The 17048-nt window shown below is 61.9% G+C and carries 15 protein-coding genes; 3 read left to right on the top strand and 12 right to left on the bottom strand.

Annotation, left to right across the window (positions count from 1 at the left end):
• Window position 1 precedes the first annotated feature (1 nt).
• Both ABJO61_RS01120 and ABJO61_RS01115 read right to left on the bottom strand, forming a co-directional pair.
• A complete protein-coding gene (locus ABJO61_RS01120; protein ID WP_348323639.1) occupies window positions 2-943 on the bottom strand; it encodes an alpha/beta hydrolase in 942 nt (313 codons plus the stop codon).
• Window positions 940-1320, bottom strand: a complete 381-nt coding sequence (locus ABJO61_RS01115) for an SCP2 sterol-binding domain-containing protein (protein WP_348323637.1) — start codon at window positions 1318-1320, stop codon at window positions 940-942. Before ABJO61_RS01115 ends, ABJO61_RS01120 begins: the two co-directional genes overlap by 4 nt.
• Before the next feature lie 125 nt (window positions 1321-1445).
• Between ABJO61_RS01115 and ABJO61_RS01110 the strand changes: the two genes are divergently transcribed.
• Window positions 1446-3002, top strand: a complete 1557-nt coding sequence (locus ABJO61_RS01110) for a carboxyl transferase domain-containing protein (protein WP_348323635.1) — start codon at window positions 1446-1448, stop codon at window positions 3000-3002.
• A gap of 73 nt (window positions 3003-3075) precedes the next feature.
• Here ABJO61_RS01110 and ABJO61_RS01105 read toward each other — a convergent pair whose 3' ends face one another.
• From ABJO61_RS01105 to ABJO61_RS01080, 6 genes are all read right to left on the bottom strand, one after another.
• Window positions 3076-3477: a hypothetical protein gene (locus ABJO61_RS01105; RefSeq protein ID WP_348323633.1), complete on the bottom strand. Its 402-nt coding sequence runs from the start codon at window positions 3475-3477 to the stop codon at window positions 3076-3078.
• A gap of 126 nt (window positions 3478-3603) precedes the next feature.
• Window positions 3604-4467, bottom strand: coding sequence for an ABC transporter ATP-binding protein (locus ABJO61_RS01100; protein WP_348330622.1), 864 nt, complete (start codon window positions 4465-4467; stop codon window positions 3604-3606).
• Entirely contained in the window at window positions 4467-5210 is a 744-nt protein-coding gene (locus ABJO61_RS01095; protein ID WP_348323629.1) for an ABC transporter ATP-binding protein, read from the bottom strand. The genes ABJO61_RS01100 and ABJO61_RS01095 overlap by 1 nt, the downstream gene beginning before the upstream one ends.
• Complete coding sequence (locus tag ABJO61_RS01090; RefSeq protein WP_348323628.1) at window positions 5207-6169, bottom strand: branched-chain amino acid ABC transporter permease; 963 nt, start codon at window positions 6167-6169, stop codon at window positions 5207-5209. Before ABJO61_RS01090 ends, ABJO61_RS01095 begins: the two co-directional genes overlap by 4 nt.
• A complete protein-coding gene (locus tag ABJO61_RS01085) occupies window positions 6166-7068 on the bottom strand; it encodes a branched-chain amino acid ABC transporter permease (protein WP_348323626.1) in 903 nt (300 codons plus the stop codon). Before ABJO61_RS01085 ends, ABJO61_RS01090 begins: the two co-directional genes overlap by 4 nt.
• Before the next feature lie 15 nt (window positions 7069-7083).
• Entirely contained in the window at window positions 7084-8295 is a 1212-nt protein-coding gene (locus ABJO61_RS01080; RefSeq protein ID WP_348323624.1) for an amino acid ABC transporter substrate-binding protein, read from the bottom strand.
• A gap of 199 nt (window positions 8296-8494) precedes the next feature.
• On the opposite strand from ABJO61_RS01080, the gene ABJO61_RS01075 reads away from it, so the two are divergent.
• Entirely contained in the window at window positions 8495-8959 is a 465-nt protein-coding gene (locus ABJO61_RS01075) for an Hsp20 family protein (RefSeq protein ID WP_348323622.1), read from the top strand.
• Between the two features lie 65 nt (window positions 8960-9024).
• On the opposite strand, the gene ABJO61_RS01070 is transcribed toward ABJO61_RS01075, so the two are convergent.
• Window positions 9025-11706, bottom strand: a complete 2682-nt coding sequence (locus tag ABJO61_RS01070) for a bifunctional acetate--CoA ligase family protein/GNAT family N-acetyltransferase (protein WP_348323621.1) — start codon at window positions 11704-11706, stop codon at window positions 9025-9027.
• A gap of 271 nt (window positions 11707-11977) precedes the next feature.
• On the opposite strand from ABJO61_RS01070, the gene ABJO61_RS01065 reads away from it, so the two are divergent.
• Window positions 11978-14539, top strand: a complete 2562-nt coding sequence (locus tag ABJO61_RS01065; RefSeq protein ID WP_348323619.1) for an ATP-binding protein — start codon at window positions 11978-11980, stop codon at window positions 14537-14539.
• 5 nt (window positions 14540-14544) lie between these two features.
• Here ABJO61_RS01065 and ABJO61_RS01060 read toward each other — a convergent pair whose 3' ends face one another.
• The 3 genes from ABJO61_RS01060 to ABJO61_RS01050 form a co-directional block, all read right to left on the bottom strand.
• Window positions 14545-14979, bottom strand: a complete 435-nt coding sequence (locus ABJO61_RS01060; RefSeq protein WP_348323617.1) for an Hpt domain-containing protein — start codon at window positions 14977-14979, stop codon at window positions 14545-14547.
• 79 nt (window positions 14980-15058) lie between these two features.
• Entirely contained in the window at window positions 15059-16096 is a 1038-nt protein-coding gene (locus tag ABJO61_RS01055) for a beta-eliminating lyase-related protein (protein ID WP_348323615.1), read from the bottom strand.
• 70 nt (window positions 16097-16166) lie between these two features.
• Window positions 16167-17033 carry a VOC family protein gene (locus tag ABJO61_RS01050; protein WP_348323614.1) on the bottom strand — a complete coding sequence of 289 codons (867 nt, stop codon included), beginning with the start codon at window positions 17031-17033 and terminating at the stop codon, window positions 16167-16169.
• Window positions 17034-17048 lie beyond the last annotated feature (15 nt).

Below are 17048 nucleotides of genomic sequence, written 5' to 3'. Positions count from 1 at the left end.
CTCAGCCTGCCTTCATGAAATTGTCGAAGGCCTCCCAGAAGACGGCGCGCGCGGCGTCGCGCTCGATCAGAATTTCGTGGTTCGCATGAGGCACGACGACAAGCGTTGCCTCTGGCATATGCGCGGCAGCATGGGAAAGAGAGCGCGGCGAGACCAGCTTGTCCTTCGCGGCCTCAAAAATGAGGACAGGCACTTTCACATCGGCGAGATAGGCGGGTGCCGCCGACTGATCCATCGCGCGGAAGGCAGCATGAAGCCAGCCCACCGTCGCCCCGCCGAGACCGAGCCTCGGCTCCGCCCGCGTCAGCGCCTGCAGGATTTCATAGCGCCGCTCGTCATGGGTCAGGAGGTTCTCCTCGAAGGGAATTTCGTCATTCGACTTCGCGCTGCTGCCCGGCAAATAACGCTCATCCTGGCTGAGCACATGATAAAGGTTGACCATGGTGCGGATGCTCCGCTCCACCCATTTCGGAAAATTGAGCCCGAACATCGGCGCGGAGAAGACGGCATGCGAAAACCAGCCGGGTTGATCGTGAAGCGCACGCAACACGATCTGTCCGCCCATCGAATGCGCGAGCGCCGTCCACGGTTTTGGGAATGACGGCGCCACCTCGCGCATGAAACATGCGAGATCGCGGTCGAAAATATCGAAGTCGGCAATGTACCCCTTGCGGCCGTCTGCGAGCGGACGGTCCGAAAGGCCTTGCCCGCGCCAGTCGAGCGTTGCGACGGCAAAACCGCGCGCGCGCAACTCGCCGATCACCTCGAAATATTTTTCGGCAAATTCCGTTCGCCCGCCAAACAGAAACACTGTACCGCGCGGTGCGGCATCATTTTTCCATGTGAGGTAGCGCAGACGCGCGCCATCGGCTGTCTTCAGCCAGAAGGCCTCGCCGCCTTCCGGCATCGGGTTCTCCGGAATGAGGATGACAGGGGCGCTCACTCGCGAAACCCGTCTTCCGTCGCATGCGACTGCCGGAGCATGATCGGGCGAAGCCGGGCAACGACGGAAACATCGCCGACGATGCGGATACGGCCCTGCCGGAAGGCCGTGTTCTGGTCGATATGCCGCTGGAAAATCGCGAGATTGAGCATCGGGTCGACATGAACCGTGCAATCGGCGGGCATGTCGCGACGGTGAACCTCGTTCGGCGTCTTCGTGCCGTCAATGACGACGACGCCCGCGCCGGGATGCACGAATTTCAGCACCGCGCCGAGCGAACCGCCGCCTGCGAGCGTCGATTTGAGGATTGCCTCGATCTCGTCCTCCGCTGCCTTTAGCGGGCCGGCCGTAAGCGTCTCGCCCTTGCCGCTTGCCATATGATTTCCGTCCCTTGCCTCGTTTTGTCCGATCATAACATCCGTTTTGCTCCGCCCAACAGGCTTTGGGCTGAAACCGATTTCCTTTAGGGTTCCGGCTTCGCGACAGGGAGGACCGCCAGGTCATGAGCTGGGAAAAGGAAACCGACGAAATCAGGCGCCGCCGCGACCTCGCGAAGCGTCAGGGCGGCGAGGAAGCCGTGAAACGGCACCACGAGAAGGGCCGCCTCACCGTGCGCGAGCGGATCGCGGCACTGGCCGACGAGAAATCTTTTCAGGAACTGGGCGAAGGCGCGGGCGTGCCGCATTTCGACGAGGAGGGAAATCTCGTCGATTTCGAGCCGGCGAACTACGTGCTCGGCTTTGCCAAGGTAAACGGGCGGCGGATCGCGGTCGGCGGCGAGGACTTCACCATGAAGGGCGGCTCGCCGAACCCGGCGGGGCTCCGCAAGAGCGTCTATGCCGAGGAACTGGCGCTCACCTACAAGGTGCCACTGGTGCGGCTTCACGAAGGCGGCGGCGGCTCGGTCGCCGGTTCCGCTGGCAAGGGAAATGCGCGGCCGCTCGGCGACCCCGTTTTCTCGACGCCGCGTTTCCGCTCCATCGCGCAGGTGCTGGGCGAAGTGCCTGTGGCGACGGCGGCGCTCGGTGCCGTGGCGGGCATGCCCGCCGCGCGGCTCGTCGCCTCGCATTTCTCGGTGATGGCGGAAGACGCGCAGGTGCTGATCGCCGGTCCGAAAGTGGTCGCCCGCGCGCTTGACGAAAACCTGACCAAGGAAGAACTGGGCGGCTCGGACATTCATTCGCGCTCCGGCGTCATCGACAATGTGGCGGCGAACGAGGAAGAGGCGCTGAAGGAAATCGCGCGCTTCCTCTCCTACATGCCGGACAATGTATGGCAGCGGCCGGCCGACATCGAAACGGACGATCCGCGCGACCGGGAAGAGGAAAGCCTGCGCGACATCGTGCCGAGAGACAGGCGCAAGCCCTTCAACATGCGCAAGGTGGTGAAGGCGGTCGTCGACAAGGGCAGCTTCTTCGAGATGACGCGACGCTTCGGCCCCTCTCTCATCACCGGGCTTGCGCGCATGAGCGGCAAGAGCGTCGGTGTGATCGCGAATGACTGCCACTTTTATGCGGGCGCGATGACCGCGCAGGCGGCGCAGAAGCTCCGCCGTTTCGCAGACATGTGCAACACCTTCAATCTGCCGATCCTCTCTTTCGTGGACGAGCCGGGCTTCATGATCGGCTCAGCCTCCGAAAAGGCGGCGACCATCCGCCACGGCACGGCAGCGATCGCAGCGGTGATGCAGAGCCGTGTGCCTTGGGCAAGCGTGATCGTGCACAAGGTCTTCGGCGTCGCGGGTGCTGCGCATTTCGGGCCGGAGGGCTATGTGCTTTCCTGGCCGAGCGCGGTGACAGGCGCACTGCCCGTGGAAGGCGGCGTGGCGGTTGCCTTTGCGCGCCAGATCGCGGCGGCGGACGACCCCGAAGCCTTGCGCGCGGAACTCGAAGAAAAGCTCGCGGCGGGGCAGTCGCCTTTCCCTCGTGCGGAAGGCTTTTCCGTACATGAGCTGATCGACCCGCGCGAAACACGCGCGAAACTCTGCGACTGGCTCGACTGGGTGGAGCCGCGCCGCGCCATCGAGCTTGGCCCCTACAGGACGACGATGCGGCCCTGAAACGGACATAACGGAAAGCAGAAAGGCCCCGCACCTCCCGATACGGGGCCTTTCCTCTTGCTCCCCCTCGAAGTTAGTAGTTCGAGAAGAGAATGGCGCCAGTGATCGCGCTGATGCCGAGCCAGATCGCGACATCGGAACGGTCATGCGCGCGTACCCGGTAATAGGGCCCATAGGTCGGATGCGACGAGTAGTAAACCGGCGCACCGAAGCTGTGATAGTGGTGCTGCACCACATAAGGCCGCCAATGCGTCCAGGGCCTTACCTGCCGGTGATGATAGCGATGCACCACACGCGGCGGAGGTGCGTAATGGCGGCGATGCCCGTGATAGTGCCTGGAGCCATGCGCCAGTTCGACCTGCGTACCGGCATGCACAGTGACTGCGGATGCCAGTGTCACCGCGCTCGCGGCGGCCGGGAAGGCAAAGCCGAGGGCTGCGGCGAGACTGGCCGAAACAACAAACTTGTTCATCATTTTGTCCTTCCAATCGCTCGACCCCGTATTCGCGCAAAGAATGCCCGCCAACGACTGAACGGCTCATGGCCGCGCCGTTCATCTGGTGTTCAGGTTCGGATGAGGATTTCTGCGGATTTTGGAAGGTCAGCCGCCGAGGAAGAGGCGGCCTACATCCGGGTTTTCCAGAAGTGCGTCGCCGCGCCCCGCAAGCGCGACGCGGCCAGACACCAGGACATACCCGGTATCGGCAAAATCGAGCCCGCGCTTTGCATTTTGCTCGACCATGACGATGGTTTTGCCCTGCGCCCTTTGCAGGTCACCGAGAATTTCGAAGACCATGTCGATCATGCGCGGTTCGAGGCCGATGGAGGGTTCGTCTACCAGCAGCACCTTCGGGTCCATGATGAGCGCCCGGCTGATTTCGAGCAGACGCCGTTCGCCACCGGAGAGAACGCGGGCGCGCTCCGAGCGGCGCTTCGCCAGACGGTCATAACGCGCGAAGATGCGCTCCGCTGCTTCCCGTGCTTTCGCCTGATCGGCGAGCAGATAACCGCCCATCAGCAGGTTCTCCTCAACCGTCATGTCCGGGAAGACCGAATTATCCTGAAGGATATAGGCGATGCCCGCATCGCGGAGCTTCTCGCTTGGGGAAAGTTTCGTAATGTCGCGCCCCGAAACGAAGACGCGACCGGACGAGATTTTCGTGAAGCCGAAAATCGAATGAAGCACGGTGGATTTGCCCGCCCCGTTCGGCCCGACAAGGCAGAGACTTTGCCCGGCACCGACGGCAAGATCGATCCCGTGCAGGATTTCCATTGCGCCGTAACCGGCATGAAGCGCATCGAGCGTGAGAAGCGGCGAGCCTTCTGCGAGCGCCGCAATTTCCTCGCGCGGGACGGCGCGCGCCATGGCTTCAGCCTCGCGCGCCACATCACCAACCGAGAGAACGGTGTCGACCGTTCCCTCGCCGTAACCGCCTGCGAGACTCTTTTCCTTTTCATCGGCCATCATGCCACCCCGAGATAGGCATCGAGGACGCGCTTGTCGTCGCGCACCTCCTCCGGCGTACCCGCCGCAAGCACTTCACCATACGCAAGACAGGTGATGCGATGCGCCAGGTTCATGATGACGCGCATATTATGTTCGATGACGAGCAGCGTCACACCGAGCTCGGTATTCGCGCGGCGGAGACGATCGATCAGACCGTTGATCAGCGTCGGGTTGATGCCCGCCGTCGGTTCGTCGAGCAGGAGGAGCTTCGGCTCGTTCATCAGCGCCATCGCAAATTCGAGCAGCTTCTGCTGGCCGAAGCTGAGGCTTCCCGCCTTTTCCATCCGCTTCTCATGGAGCCCGACAAAGGCGAGCAGATCGTCGCCCCGGCGGCGCGTGGCGGCGGGCACGGGCCGGAGCAGCGAAAACACATGGCCCTGCGCCTCGCGCGCACTGATCGTCATGTTTTCTGCGCAGGACATTTCGCCATAGACGCGCGTCTGCTGCCAGGTACGCAAAAGCCCCGCCCTCGCGATGGGCGCGGGACGCAGATGCGCGATGGAACGGCCCTCAAACAGGATATCGCCGCTATCGACAGCATGGGTGCCGGTGATGGAACCGAAAAGCGTTGTCTTGCCCGACCCGTTCGGACCGATGAGCCCGGCGATCTCGCCCTGCCGAACAATGAGCGAAACATCGCGGTTCGCAACGACGCCGCCGAAACTCTTGGTGACATTTTTCACTTCGAGAAGCGCGCTCATGAGAGTGCCCTCGCACGCCGCTCGGCAAGCCAGCCCATGATGCCCTGCGGAAAGAAGACGACGATGACGACGATGAGCAGGCCGAGCGCAACGCGCTGCCAGCCAAGCAGATAGGTCCAGAAAAGTTCCTGCGTCACATGGAACACGAAAGCGCCAAGGACAGGCCCCCAGAGTGTGCCCTTGCCGCCGAGTATCGCCATCAGAACCATCCAGACGCCGAAGGTCGCGCCCGCGAAGGCGACATCGCGCGGGTCGATGAAGCCGATCATGTTGGCGGCGAGCCCGCCCGAGATACCGAGAAACAACGCGGAAAGCGCCCAGGCGAAAATCTTGATCGGCGTGGTGCGAAGCCCCATCGCATCCGCCTTGTCGTGGTCGTCGCGGATCGCATTGAGCGCAAGGCCGAAGCGCGTCGAATAGATCCAGCGAAAGAGAAGAAAGCAGATCGCGGCAAGCACGAAGAGCGAATAGCAGAAGAAGATTTCCCGTTGCCCGAGCGCGCCCGGATAAAGCGGCAAGGCCATTCCGGAGCCAGCTCCGACATAATCCCAGCCTGCCGCGATTTCCCCTGCCGCAATGCCGAGGCCGAGTGTGCCGATCGCAAAGTAATGCCCGCGAATGCCAAGCATGGCCGCCCCGAAGACGACCGCCGCCAGAACGGCAAGGCAGGCGCCCGCGAGAAGGCCGAGCCCAAGCCCCTCGAAATAGGCGAACCCCGCATCGCGCTGCACGACGGCAGCGGCATAACAGCCAATGCCGAAGAAGACGATATTGCCGAAGGAATTGTAGCCCATGCGCCCGCCCAGCATGTCCCAGGTGAGCGCGAAGACGACCATGAGCCAGAGAAAGGCAATCTGCGTTGCAAGGCCGGGCAAGAGAAACGGCCCGGCAAGACCGAGAAAGGCCAGCACCGCGGCAATCTGCCAGTCGTTCAAACGCAGAGTGAAGAGACGGTTCATTCGAGATAGCCCCGCTTGCGCGCGGCCATCGCATTGCGCCAGACGAGAATGACGACCATCAGCGCAAACACGAAAGCGATCTGGAATTCGACGCCGAAGACGAAGCCCGCGACATTTTCAAGCGCGCCGAGGCCGAGCCCGGCAGCAACGACGCCCGCGACATTGCCGACGCCCGCGACCACGACAACCATGAAGGAGCGAACCGTATAGGGCAGGCCGATATAGGGATGGATCGTCCAGGCCATGACGGCGAGGCTGCCCGCTGCACCGCATAGCGCGCCATTAAGCGCATAGGTCATGGCATAGACGCGGTTCGTATCGATGCCGAGGATACGTGCAGCGCGCGGGTTTTGCGCCGTGGCGCGGATCGCCTGTCCGAGACGGGCATGGCGGAGGAAGATCCAGAGCAGCAGACCCGCCCCGAGCGCGAGGAGAAAGGCGAGGAGCTTCACATAGGAGAGCGTGACCGTGCCATCGAAGAGGTGGAGCGAGCCGAGGCCCGCATCGACGGTGCGCACATCCGAACCGAAAACGGCGTTCGCAAGCTGCTGGAACAGGATCGAGAGGCCGAAAGTCGCGAGAATGGAAATGAAGATGTCCTTGTCGACCACACGAAAGATAATCGCGCGGTAGATAATCCAGCCAACGCAGAACATGACCACCGCCGAAAGCGGCAAGCCGAGAAGAGGCGGCAATCCCGCCTGCACGGCCAGAAAGGTGACATAGCCGCCCAGCACGACAAGCTCGCCCTGCACGACATTGACGATGTTGAGCACGCCCCAGACCAGCGCCATCCCATAGGCGGCGAGCGCGAAGATCGCGCCGATGAGAAGCCCGTTCAGGATGACATCGGCCGCAAGCGACGGATACTGGAAGGAGAGTGACAGATTATCGAGCAAGGTTTTCCCTCGGCATCAGCGCTCGGACCATTCAGGCGTCGGCCAGATGAAGTCTGCCTCGGCAAATTCCTGCGGATAGACCACGACGTAATTGCCGTCCTGCACCTGAAAGAGAACGGTGGGCTTGGAGACATTTTTTCCTGTCTCGTCGAATTTTATGGGGCCGTAGAACGTCATCATGTCCGTGGCCGACAGCGCGTCGCGCACGACCGCCGGATCGAGAGACCCGGCGCGCTCAAAGGCATCAGCAAACACCTGCACCGCCGCACTCGATTCGGCCGCCTGGTAAGGCGCGGTATGGCCATAGGTCTCTTCATAGAGAATCGCATAGTCGGCAGCGCTGCCGAAAAGCTCATCCGCATATTTCAGGGTCGACGCCCATTGCGCGGCGCAGAGCGTGTATTCGGCGGCAGCGCCGAACTTTTCCGCGATCTGTGCGCTGTCGCAATGCGTGAGCGCCATCATCGGCAGGTTGAGCCGTTGGTCCGCGACCTGACGCACGGCCAGCGCCGCGCCCTTGTCATGGCCGGAAAGCAGCAGAAGGTCGGGCTTCAGCACCTTCGCCTTGGTGAGCGTCGCCGACATGTCGTTGAGTTCCGGCGGCAGCTTGTCGTCGATCACGACCTTCATGCCGTGCTTCGCCGTGTCCTCCATGACGCCTTCGCGCACATCCTGCGAGAAGGGATCGTTTTCGAAGGCCATCGCGACGCGAACCTTCGAGGGGTCGTCATGGACTTTCGCTGCAAGATCGACCGCGCCGCGCAGATACTGGTCCGTGGTGGAGAGAACGGCGAAGAGATAACGGTAGTTCTTCCGGAAAAGCGACACGGCGGCGCCATTCGCCTCGACCATCGGCACGCCGTATTTCTCGGTCACGGGCGCAATCGCTTCCGTGAGGCCCGACGAATAGGGCCCGAGAAGGTACTTCACGCCATCCTGCTGGATCAGCCGCTCGACAAGCTGCGCGCCGCGGGCCGGCGTTGACTCGTCGTCGTAATAGACGATCTCGAGCTTGTAGGACTTGCCCTCGACGGTGACGCCCCCCTCCTCGTTGATGCGTTTCACGGCAAGGTCGTAGCCATTGCGCGTGAAGGCGCCATTCGAGGAATATTTTCCTGTGAGCGAGACGGCGGCGCCCAGGCGGATGGTGCCCATGTCTTCGGCCTGCGCCGCGCCGCCCAGCACAAGCGCTGCCCCCAGAAGCAGGCTGGAAAACATATGCCTCATGATCTTCCCCCTCCGAAACCGGCGGCAGAAGCCGCTTTTCGAGACCTTATACCCATCTTGAAGCGGGAACGCGAAATTCCCAAATAAATGGAGCCGGGAGCCGGAGAGACGGGCCCGGAGGGACGTGAGCCACCGGCCATCAGGCGGTGAAATGCTGACGCCCCCTTTCGATAACATCGCTTTGAACGAGGATGTGAACATGCGTGGATTCGACTTTTCTCCCCTTTACCGTTCGACCGTCGGCTTCGACCAACTCCAGTCGCTGCTCGATTCCGTGACGCAGGAAACGGCACCCACCTATCCGCCCTATAACATCGAACGCACCAGCGAGAACGACTACCGCATTACCCTCGCGGTCGCCGGCTTCGGCCAGGACGATCTCGACATCGAGGTGAAGCAGAATGTTCTCACGATCAGCGGCAAGCGCGCGGAGAGCGAAGAGACCAACTATCTCCATCGCGGTATTGCCGGACGCAGCTTCGAACGCCGCTTCCAGCTCGCCGACCATGTGGAGGTGAGCGGCGCCCATCTCGAAAACGGGCTTCTTCATGTGGACCTCGTACGCCGCGTGCCCGAAGCGCTGAAGCCGCGCCGGATCGAGATTTCGGCCCCGGCATCGGGTACGAAAACACTCGAAGGCGCGCTGGCGACCGCCGCCGACTGACAAGTCCGCCGCGCAAATGCGAAGGGGCGCCCATCCGGCGCCCCTTTTTCCGTCTCCCCGCTTTCTCAGGAAAGCTTGAGCCGCGTTTCGAGCAGTGTCGGATCGCCCTCGATCGCATGGCGGGTGAAGCCGAGATCATCGCAGACATTGAGCATGCCGCGATTTTCCCGCAGCACATGACCGAAGATTTCGCCAATACCCCGGCGGCGGCCATAGGCGATGAGCTCCTGCATCAGCGAATAGCCAAGCCCGTGGCCATGCAAGTCGCTGCGCACAAGGATCGCGAACTCCGCGCGCTCCCGGTCCGGGTCTTCCGAAAGCCGGCCGACGCCTACCACCTCCACGCGGCTCTCATCCGCAAAAACGACGAACGCCATCTCGCGGTCATAATCGATCTGGGTGAGACGCGCGGCGAGCTGACGCGGCAGCTTGCGAAGCGGCGACAGGAAGCGCAGCCGCACGTCTTCGGGGTCCGTATGTTCCAGCAACTCATCGATAAGCGCCGCATCCTCGGGCTTGATCGGACGAAGCGGATAAACATGGCCTTCCCGGTCCTCGACCTTGCCTTCAAGCGAGGTGGGATAAGGGCGGATCGCGAAACGCGCCGTGCCCTTGCTCTTGGCGGGAAGGATACGCACCCGCGCATCGAGCGCGATCACCCCTTTTTCGTCCGCCCAGAGCGGATTGATATCGAGTTCGGCGACTTCCGGATTGTCCGCCGCAATATCGCCCAGCGCCATAAGCGCCGTTTCGATGCCGGCAAGGTCGGCGGGCGGGCGCCCGCGATAGCCTTCCAGAAGGCGCGCCACGCGAGTGCGGGAGATGAGATCTTGCGCCAGCGTACGATTTAGCGGCGGCAAGGCCATCGCCTTGTCGCGCACGACCTCCACCGCCGTGCCGCCTTGTCCAAAAAGAATGACCGGGCCGAAGGTCACATCGTCCACGATGCCGAGAATGAGTTCAAAGGCATCGGACTTGCTCACCATCTGCTGCACGGTGAAACCTTCGAGGTCGGCAGCCGGGCGGAGATGTGTAATCCGTGCAACCATACGCGAAGCCGCCTCCTCCACCGCCTCCGCGCTTTCCAGGCCGAGCGCCACGCCGCCGACATCGCTCTTGTGGGTGATATCGGGCGAAAGAATCTTGAGTGCGACGGGATAGCCGATTTCATCCGCGACCTTCGCCGCTTCCGAGGCAGAGGACACGATGCGCGTATCGACCACCGGAATACCATAGGCGGCGAGCAGCGATTTTGCTTCCGCTTCGCTCAACCATTCTCGCTTCTCCGATAGCGCCGTTTCGACAAGCGAGCGTGCTTTTGCAAGGTCGCGCATCGGCTGCGCCGGTCCGGCAGGCGGAATTTCGAGGAGAAGGCGCTGGTTCCTGTCATGCCTGACATGAAGCATGAAAGCGCGCACCGCGCCTGTCGGCGTATCATATGTCGGAATACGATGCGCCTGAAAGGCTTGACGGGCATCGCGCGCACCCTTGTCGCCGAGCCAGTTCGTGAAAACGGGCTTGCTGGACCCCTCTGCAGCCTTGATGACTGCCTGTGCGGCAGACAGATTGTTCACCACCGCCGTCGGACAGTTCATGACGAGAACGGCATCGACACCCTTGTCCTGAAGCAAGGCTTCCATGCCATGCGCGTAACGCTCGGCCCCCGCATCCCCGATGATGTCGACGGGATTGGCATGGCTCCATGTGCGCGGCAGGACAGCGTCGAGCGCGGCGATGGTTTCCTTCGAGATTTCCGCAAGCCGCCCGCCTTCATCGATCAGAAAGTCGGTCGCGAGGACACCAACGCCACCGCCATTGGTGAGAATGCCGAGGCGATCGCCCAGGATCGGGCGGCGCTCGGAGCGGGCGGAAAGCGTTTCCACCGCCTCGAAGAGATCCTCGATGCCGAGCTCGCGCAACATGCCCGCGCGCCGGAAGGCAGCCTGATAGACAGCGTCCGATCCGGCGAGCGCACCCGTATGCGAAGCCGCGGCCTTCGCGCCCGCCTCGTGACGGCCGGACTTGATGACGATGACGGGCTTCAGACGTGCGGCCTGCCGGCCCGCCGACATGAACTTGCGCGCATCGGTGACGGATTCGATATAGAGCAGGATGCTTTTTGTCTTCGGATCGGCGGCGAGATAATCGAGCATGTCGCCGAAATCGACATCGGCCATGCCACCGATCGAGGCGATGTGCGAGAAACCGATGCCGCGGCTCGATGCCCAGTCCAGAACGGCGGTAACGACAGCACCCGACTGCGAAACAAAGGCGACATTGCCCTTTTCCGGCGGCACATGAACGAAGGAGGCGTTGAGCCCGTTTCCAGGCGCGGCAATGCCGATGCAGTTCGGCCCGGCAATGCGCAGGAGATAAGGTTTTGCCGCTTCAAGCATCTTCGCCTGAAGAGCTCGGCCCTCTTCGCCAAGCTCGCCAAAGCCGGCCGTAATGACGACAGCGGCCTTGGTGCCCCGTTTGCCGAGTTCATCGACAAGGCCCGGCACGGTCTGGGGCGGCGTCGCAATGACTGCGAGATCCGGTGCCTCCGGCAAGCTGGCGACATCCTTGAAGACGTCTACGCCCTCCATCTGCCCGCCCTTCGGGTTCACCGCCCAGACAGGCCCCGGCAGCCCGCCCGCCAGAAGATTACGGAGAAGGACGTTCCCGACCGAGCCCTTCCTGGCACTTGCGCCCAGGAGAGCGACCGATTTCGGGGCATACATAAGATCGAGATTGCGGATCGACATGAATTATCCCGTTGGCCTCATCAGGAAGAACAATGCTGTCACCCTAGCCTGCATTGACGACATGCGCATGCCGCCAAACGCCTCAGCGCGCCCAAATCTCAAAAGATTAAAAGAGTTCGAAAACGGGGGCTTCAACGGGGTGCCGAAATGGAGGCTTTAGCCGCCTATTAACCCTCACGCTGTTATGACAAGGCTCGTATCCGAAAGGGTGATGTGGCCGGGAGAGGCCTCAACATTTGCGGGCCGGAATTCCGGCAGGACACGCACGTCTATGCGCAAGGTCATAAGCAGCGCTTTCATTCATCACTTGCTGCGCTCGCTGGTCGGGCCAACGGCGCGCGCTCTCGCGCTGAAGATGCTGACGCTGCTTCTGGTCATTACCGCCTTCCAGTCTCTCATCGACTATTATCAGCTGCGCGACGTGATGTTCGCAAATGTCGAACAGCGCGCCGCCGCAATCAGCGATCACCTCGCGATGCGCTCCAGGCTCGATGACGATTTCGGCCCCGTCGAAGCAGCGCAGGCCGTCCGGCGCGAGGCGATATGGAACGATGACGTTCTTGCCATCTACCTGACCGATACCGCCGGACGCGTGTTGACCGGCGAGGACGAAGCGCGCATTCCCGACACGCAGAAATTCCTCACCGATCCGGAAGTTCGCACTGCGATCAATGCAAGCTTCATCCTGGCTCGTCCGCAGAGTTTCGAGATGGCCTTCGGGGGTATCGACGGCTGGGTCTATGCTGCTGCCGTTCCAGGCGAAGAATTGGGTACAGTAAGTTTCGTCGATCTGCGTCCTGCACGCGCGGACCTCAAGGCTTCCATTCTCGCCTCGTTGTTCCGTCGCGTCGTCACGACCATCGTTCTCATGGCGGCGCTATTCGTTCTTTTACACCAAGCGGTGATCGGCCCCATTGAGCGGCTTGCGACGGCCGTGCGAGCAAGCGGACGCGGCCGGTTCGAGCCACCCACCCATATTCCAAAGGGCGAAATCGACGACCTCTCAGGCCTTTTCGCACAGGTCTTCGGACGTCTCCAATACAGTCTGAGGGAAAACGAACGTCTTGCTCTCGTTGCCAACGGCACGGATGCAGGTGTGCTCATTGCCGACCGCACCGGCGTCATCCTCTGGAGCAATGCGGGCTTTGCCCGTATGACGGGCTTCATCCATTCCGATGTGGGAGGGCGTCGCCCGGCGGAAATCCTGGGCCACCACCCGGGTGCGGGCGCATTGAAAATTCTCGCGGAGTCCGCCGCAGACGGCGAATCCCGCAATGTCGAGACGATCAGCCTGACCAAACAGGGCCGACAATACTGGGCCTCTGTCGAGGTACGGCCGATCCGCGACAAGCGCGGAACGATCCGCAATTACATCGTCGTCGAAACGGATATCACCCAGACGAAGCAAACGGAAATCAAGCTGAAGCGCAGCCAGCTTGAACTGCAGGACCGCATCCTCGACCTTCAGCACACATCGATGCAGCTCGAACAGGAGCGCGTGAAACTGGCAGACGCCGCGCACGACCTATCCGTTGCCAAAGAAGCCGCCGAGAACGCAAATCGCGCGAAATCCGCCTTTCTCGCAACGATGAGCCACGAGCTGCGAACACCGATGAACGGTGTAATCGGCATGGCGGACCTGCTGCTCTCGGAGGAACTGACCGAGCAGCAACGCGATCGCGTCTCGACGATTCGTGAATCCGGCGAATGCCTGCTGACGATTCTGAATGACATTCTCGACCTCTCGAAACTCGAAGCTGGTAAACTCGACCTCGATTGCGGCCCGACATCACCCACCGGAATTCTCGAAACGGTGGTGGAAGTGCTGCGGCCCAACGCGGCCGAAAAACGACTGACGCTGACGAAGGATTGCGCAGGTGACATTCCGGCGCAGGTCGTCAGCGACCCCACACGTTTGCGTCAGATTCTGTTCAACCTCATCGGCAATGCCATCAAATTTACGCCGAAAGGAGAGATAAACGTCTCACTGGCCGTTCACTCCCTTCGCGAGCCCGGCATGGCCGAGCTCATCTACAAGGTGCGCGATACCGGCATCGGCATTCCCAAGACCATGCTGCCGCGGCTCTTCACCCGCTTTCAACAGGCCGACTCGTCCATCTCCCGCACCTATGGCGGTACAGGTCTGGGCCTTGCAATCACGCGTGAACTCGTGACGTTGATGAACGGGACGGTCGAGGTCGAAAGCGCGGAGGATGAAGGCAGCACGTTCATCGTCCGCCTCCCTGTGCGCGTGACGCAATCCGCAGCATCGGCGAACGCGGCGTCCGGTGGCAGCGAAACGGTCACCCATCCCGCTAACCTCGGGCTATTGAAAGTTCTTCTCGCGGAAGATCAACCGGTGAACAGGAAGCTCATGGCCGCGGTCATGGAGCGGCTTGGCCACGAACTGGTCATCGCCGAAAATGGCGTGGAGGCAATACGTAAACTCCGCGAGGAACGCTTCGACATCGTGCTGATGGATGTGCAGATGCCGCTCATGGACGGCATTCAGGCCACCAAGGTCATCCGCGCCTCGGACGAACCCTGGCACGACATTCCGATCGTCGCCCTCACCGCGCATGCGATGGCCGGGCACAGCGACACTTATCGGGCGGCCGGCATGAACGGCTTCGTGTCGAAGCCATTCAATATCGACGTCCTGGTATCGGAAATGACGAGAGCCATCGTCGAAACACGCGACGGCATACAAATGCCGCGCACAATCGTCGAAGCTGGGGGTGGTGATCCTGAGGAAGATGCAGAGACAACCTCCGCACCGGCGAGAGTCGCCCTTACCCGGATACTCGATGAACTGGAGCGAATGACAGCCTGAAGATTTCAGTCTTCTGCATGACCCGTGAGCAGCCGAAGCTTTTCGACAATCCGGCGCCCGACGTCTCCACCATCGCCCGAAATGTCGTGATCCGACACAGTCTTCAGCATACGGATATGCATGTGGACGATGTTTAGCTCTTCCGTGGTCCGGCGGTCGGCGCTGCGCAGATAGTCGCAGAAGGACGCGCCGATTTCGGTGACGAGATCGTAGCCAAAAGAACCGCCCTGTCCCTTGATGTTATGGGCGATGGAATGAAGCGCTTCCAGCGTTTCCTCGACGGATGCACCTTCCTCGTATCGGGTCCAGATGGCGCCGAGTTCCTCGACATCGGCGACAAGCTGCTGGCGATAGGTGTCGCGCAATGCTTCGACCGCAGCCTCTGCTTGCGCAATGAGGCTTTCAAATTCCGGTGTCTTGTCGTCCTTCGGAAAGGCCATGAATCCCCGCTCGGTGCCGAACGCACGATTTCGCGAGGATGAGCCTATGGGATTGCGCTTAACGAACCTTAAAAGACAGTCAGCCCGATGCGACCGAAATGAAACGGTCAACCTCCTCAGGCGTCGTCTGGAAGGAAGTGACGAGGCGGACAGTGCGCACCGCCCGGTCATCGCCCGGCATCGGCCACGGGTGGAAACGGGCACCCTCATCACGAAGCCGCTTCAAGGTCACAACAGGGAGGCGAAGAAATATCTCGTTTGCCTGCGGCTCGACGAGAAGTTCCGCGCCTTGGAAACTTCGCAACCCGGCCGCAAGCCGCGCCGTCATGGCGTTTGAATGCGCCGCCAGACGAAGCCAGAGCCCATCCTCGATATAGGCTTCGAGCTGCGCGGAAATGAACCGCATCTTGGAAAGAAGGTGCCCCGCCCTTTTGCGCCTGAAGGCCAGATCGCGGGCGAGGCCTGCATTGAAGACGATCACGGCTTCGGCAGCCATAGCACCGTTTTTCGTCGCGCCGAAAGACATGATGTCGACGCCCGCCTTCCATGTCGCCTCGGCAGGCGAGACATCGAGCGACGCCAGCGCATTGGCAAAGCGAGCGCCATCCATGTGGACATGCATGTCGCGCTCGCGAGCGATAGCGGCCAGCGCCGCGATCTCGTCGGGTGTGTAGACGCCACCCAGCTCCGTCGATTGCGTCAGTGTGAGCGTCGCAGGCTGGACATTGTGGACATTGCCAGCGGGCAGCTTCGCCAGTTCCGCAACGAGCAACGCCGCATCAATCCTGGCCCCTGCACCGCCGACGGGCACAAGCTTCGCACCACCGGAAAACATCTCCGGCGCGCCGCATTCATCGGCATGAACATGCGCCAGTTCGTGACACAGAACCGCGCCATGCGGCGGCGTCAGCGTCGCGAGCGCGAGCGCATTTGCCGCCGTACCTGTAACGACTGGAAAAACGTCGAGATCGTGCTCGAAGACTTCCGAGAGCCGTGCCTTGAGGCGAGCCGTAACCTCATCGGCGCCATAAGAGGAGGCCGTACCCACATTGACGCAGGCCAGCGCATCCAGAATTTCGGGCGCGATGCCCGACGCATTGTCGCTAGTGAAATCCATGACGCCTCCTTGCGCGAAGGGCGGATGGTAGCGAAGCTCGCCCTTCGCGAGAAGCCCAGCGGCGCGAAACTCAGGCGACCGCTTCGACGCGCTCGGGATGGCCGGACCAGGACCATGCCATACTGGGCCGCGACAGGCCGAGCATCATGCCGCCGAGCGTCTTTGGATGGAGCCAGAGCTGATCGGAGGGAAGATGCGCCGGGCGGTCCTCCGGCCGGTCGAGCGTGAAGCCCGCGCCGGCAGCAGCCGCTCGCTCCGCGATGCGGTTGATAGCCTTAGTTTCCGCGAAGGCCATGTAAAGGCTCTGCCCGAACTTGCGGAAATAACGGTCCATCGTGGTGCCGGACACCGTCGGCTCGATCACTTCGAGCCGGTGAAGCTTGTCCTTTTCGAAAAGCGTGAGCGTGCCCCGATAGCCAAAGACCTCCGATACGATCTCGGTATAGTTACGCTCATCGAGGCCAAAGAGTGCGTTGAGCTTCCGCGTGATGCCCGCCGTGTCATCCGACAGGATCGTCGCCTCATAAAAAAAGTCGATGTCGCCGACCTGCGGCAGTGCCTCATCCGCACTCAGGACCATGCGAAGCCCGTCGATACCGGTATCCTGTTCGGTGAGATGGAACTGACCGGCTTCCGCGAGCGGCGAGATGCCCCGCGCCTTCAGATGGGCGGCGAGAGCGCCGAGGTCCGGCGTTGCGGCACCAGCTGCGTATAGATGTGCACCCCGCTCTGCCACAGCGTCGGCGACAGGCCCCGGCCCATCGGGCACCAAAAGCTCGACAAAGCCGGTACCGGCCCGAAGCCGATGCCGTATCGCACCAAGCCCGTTTATCCGGTCCTGCCCCGCAAGTTCGGCCCCCAGAAGCTCGACCCACCCCTTGGCCGCTGCCGGCGCATCGGGCACTGCGAGCTGTATCCTGTCGATTCTGCTGAGCATGCCGCTTCTCCCTTT

This window comes from Parvibaculum sp. (assembly GCF_039973015.1).
GTDB lineage: Bacteria > Pseudomonadota > Alphaproteobacteria > Parvibaculales > Parvibaculaceae > Parvibaculum.
Note: the sequence above shows the minus strand (reverse complement) of the source record. Positions and strands in the feature narration are given on the sequence as shown.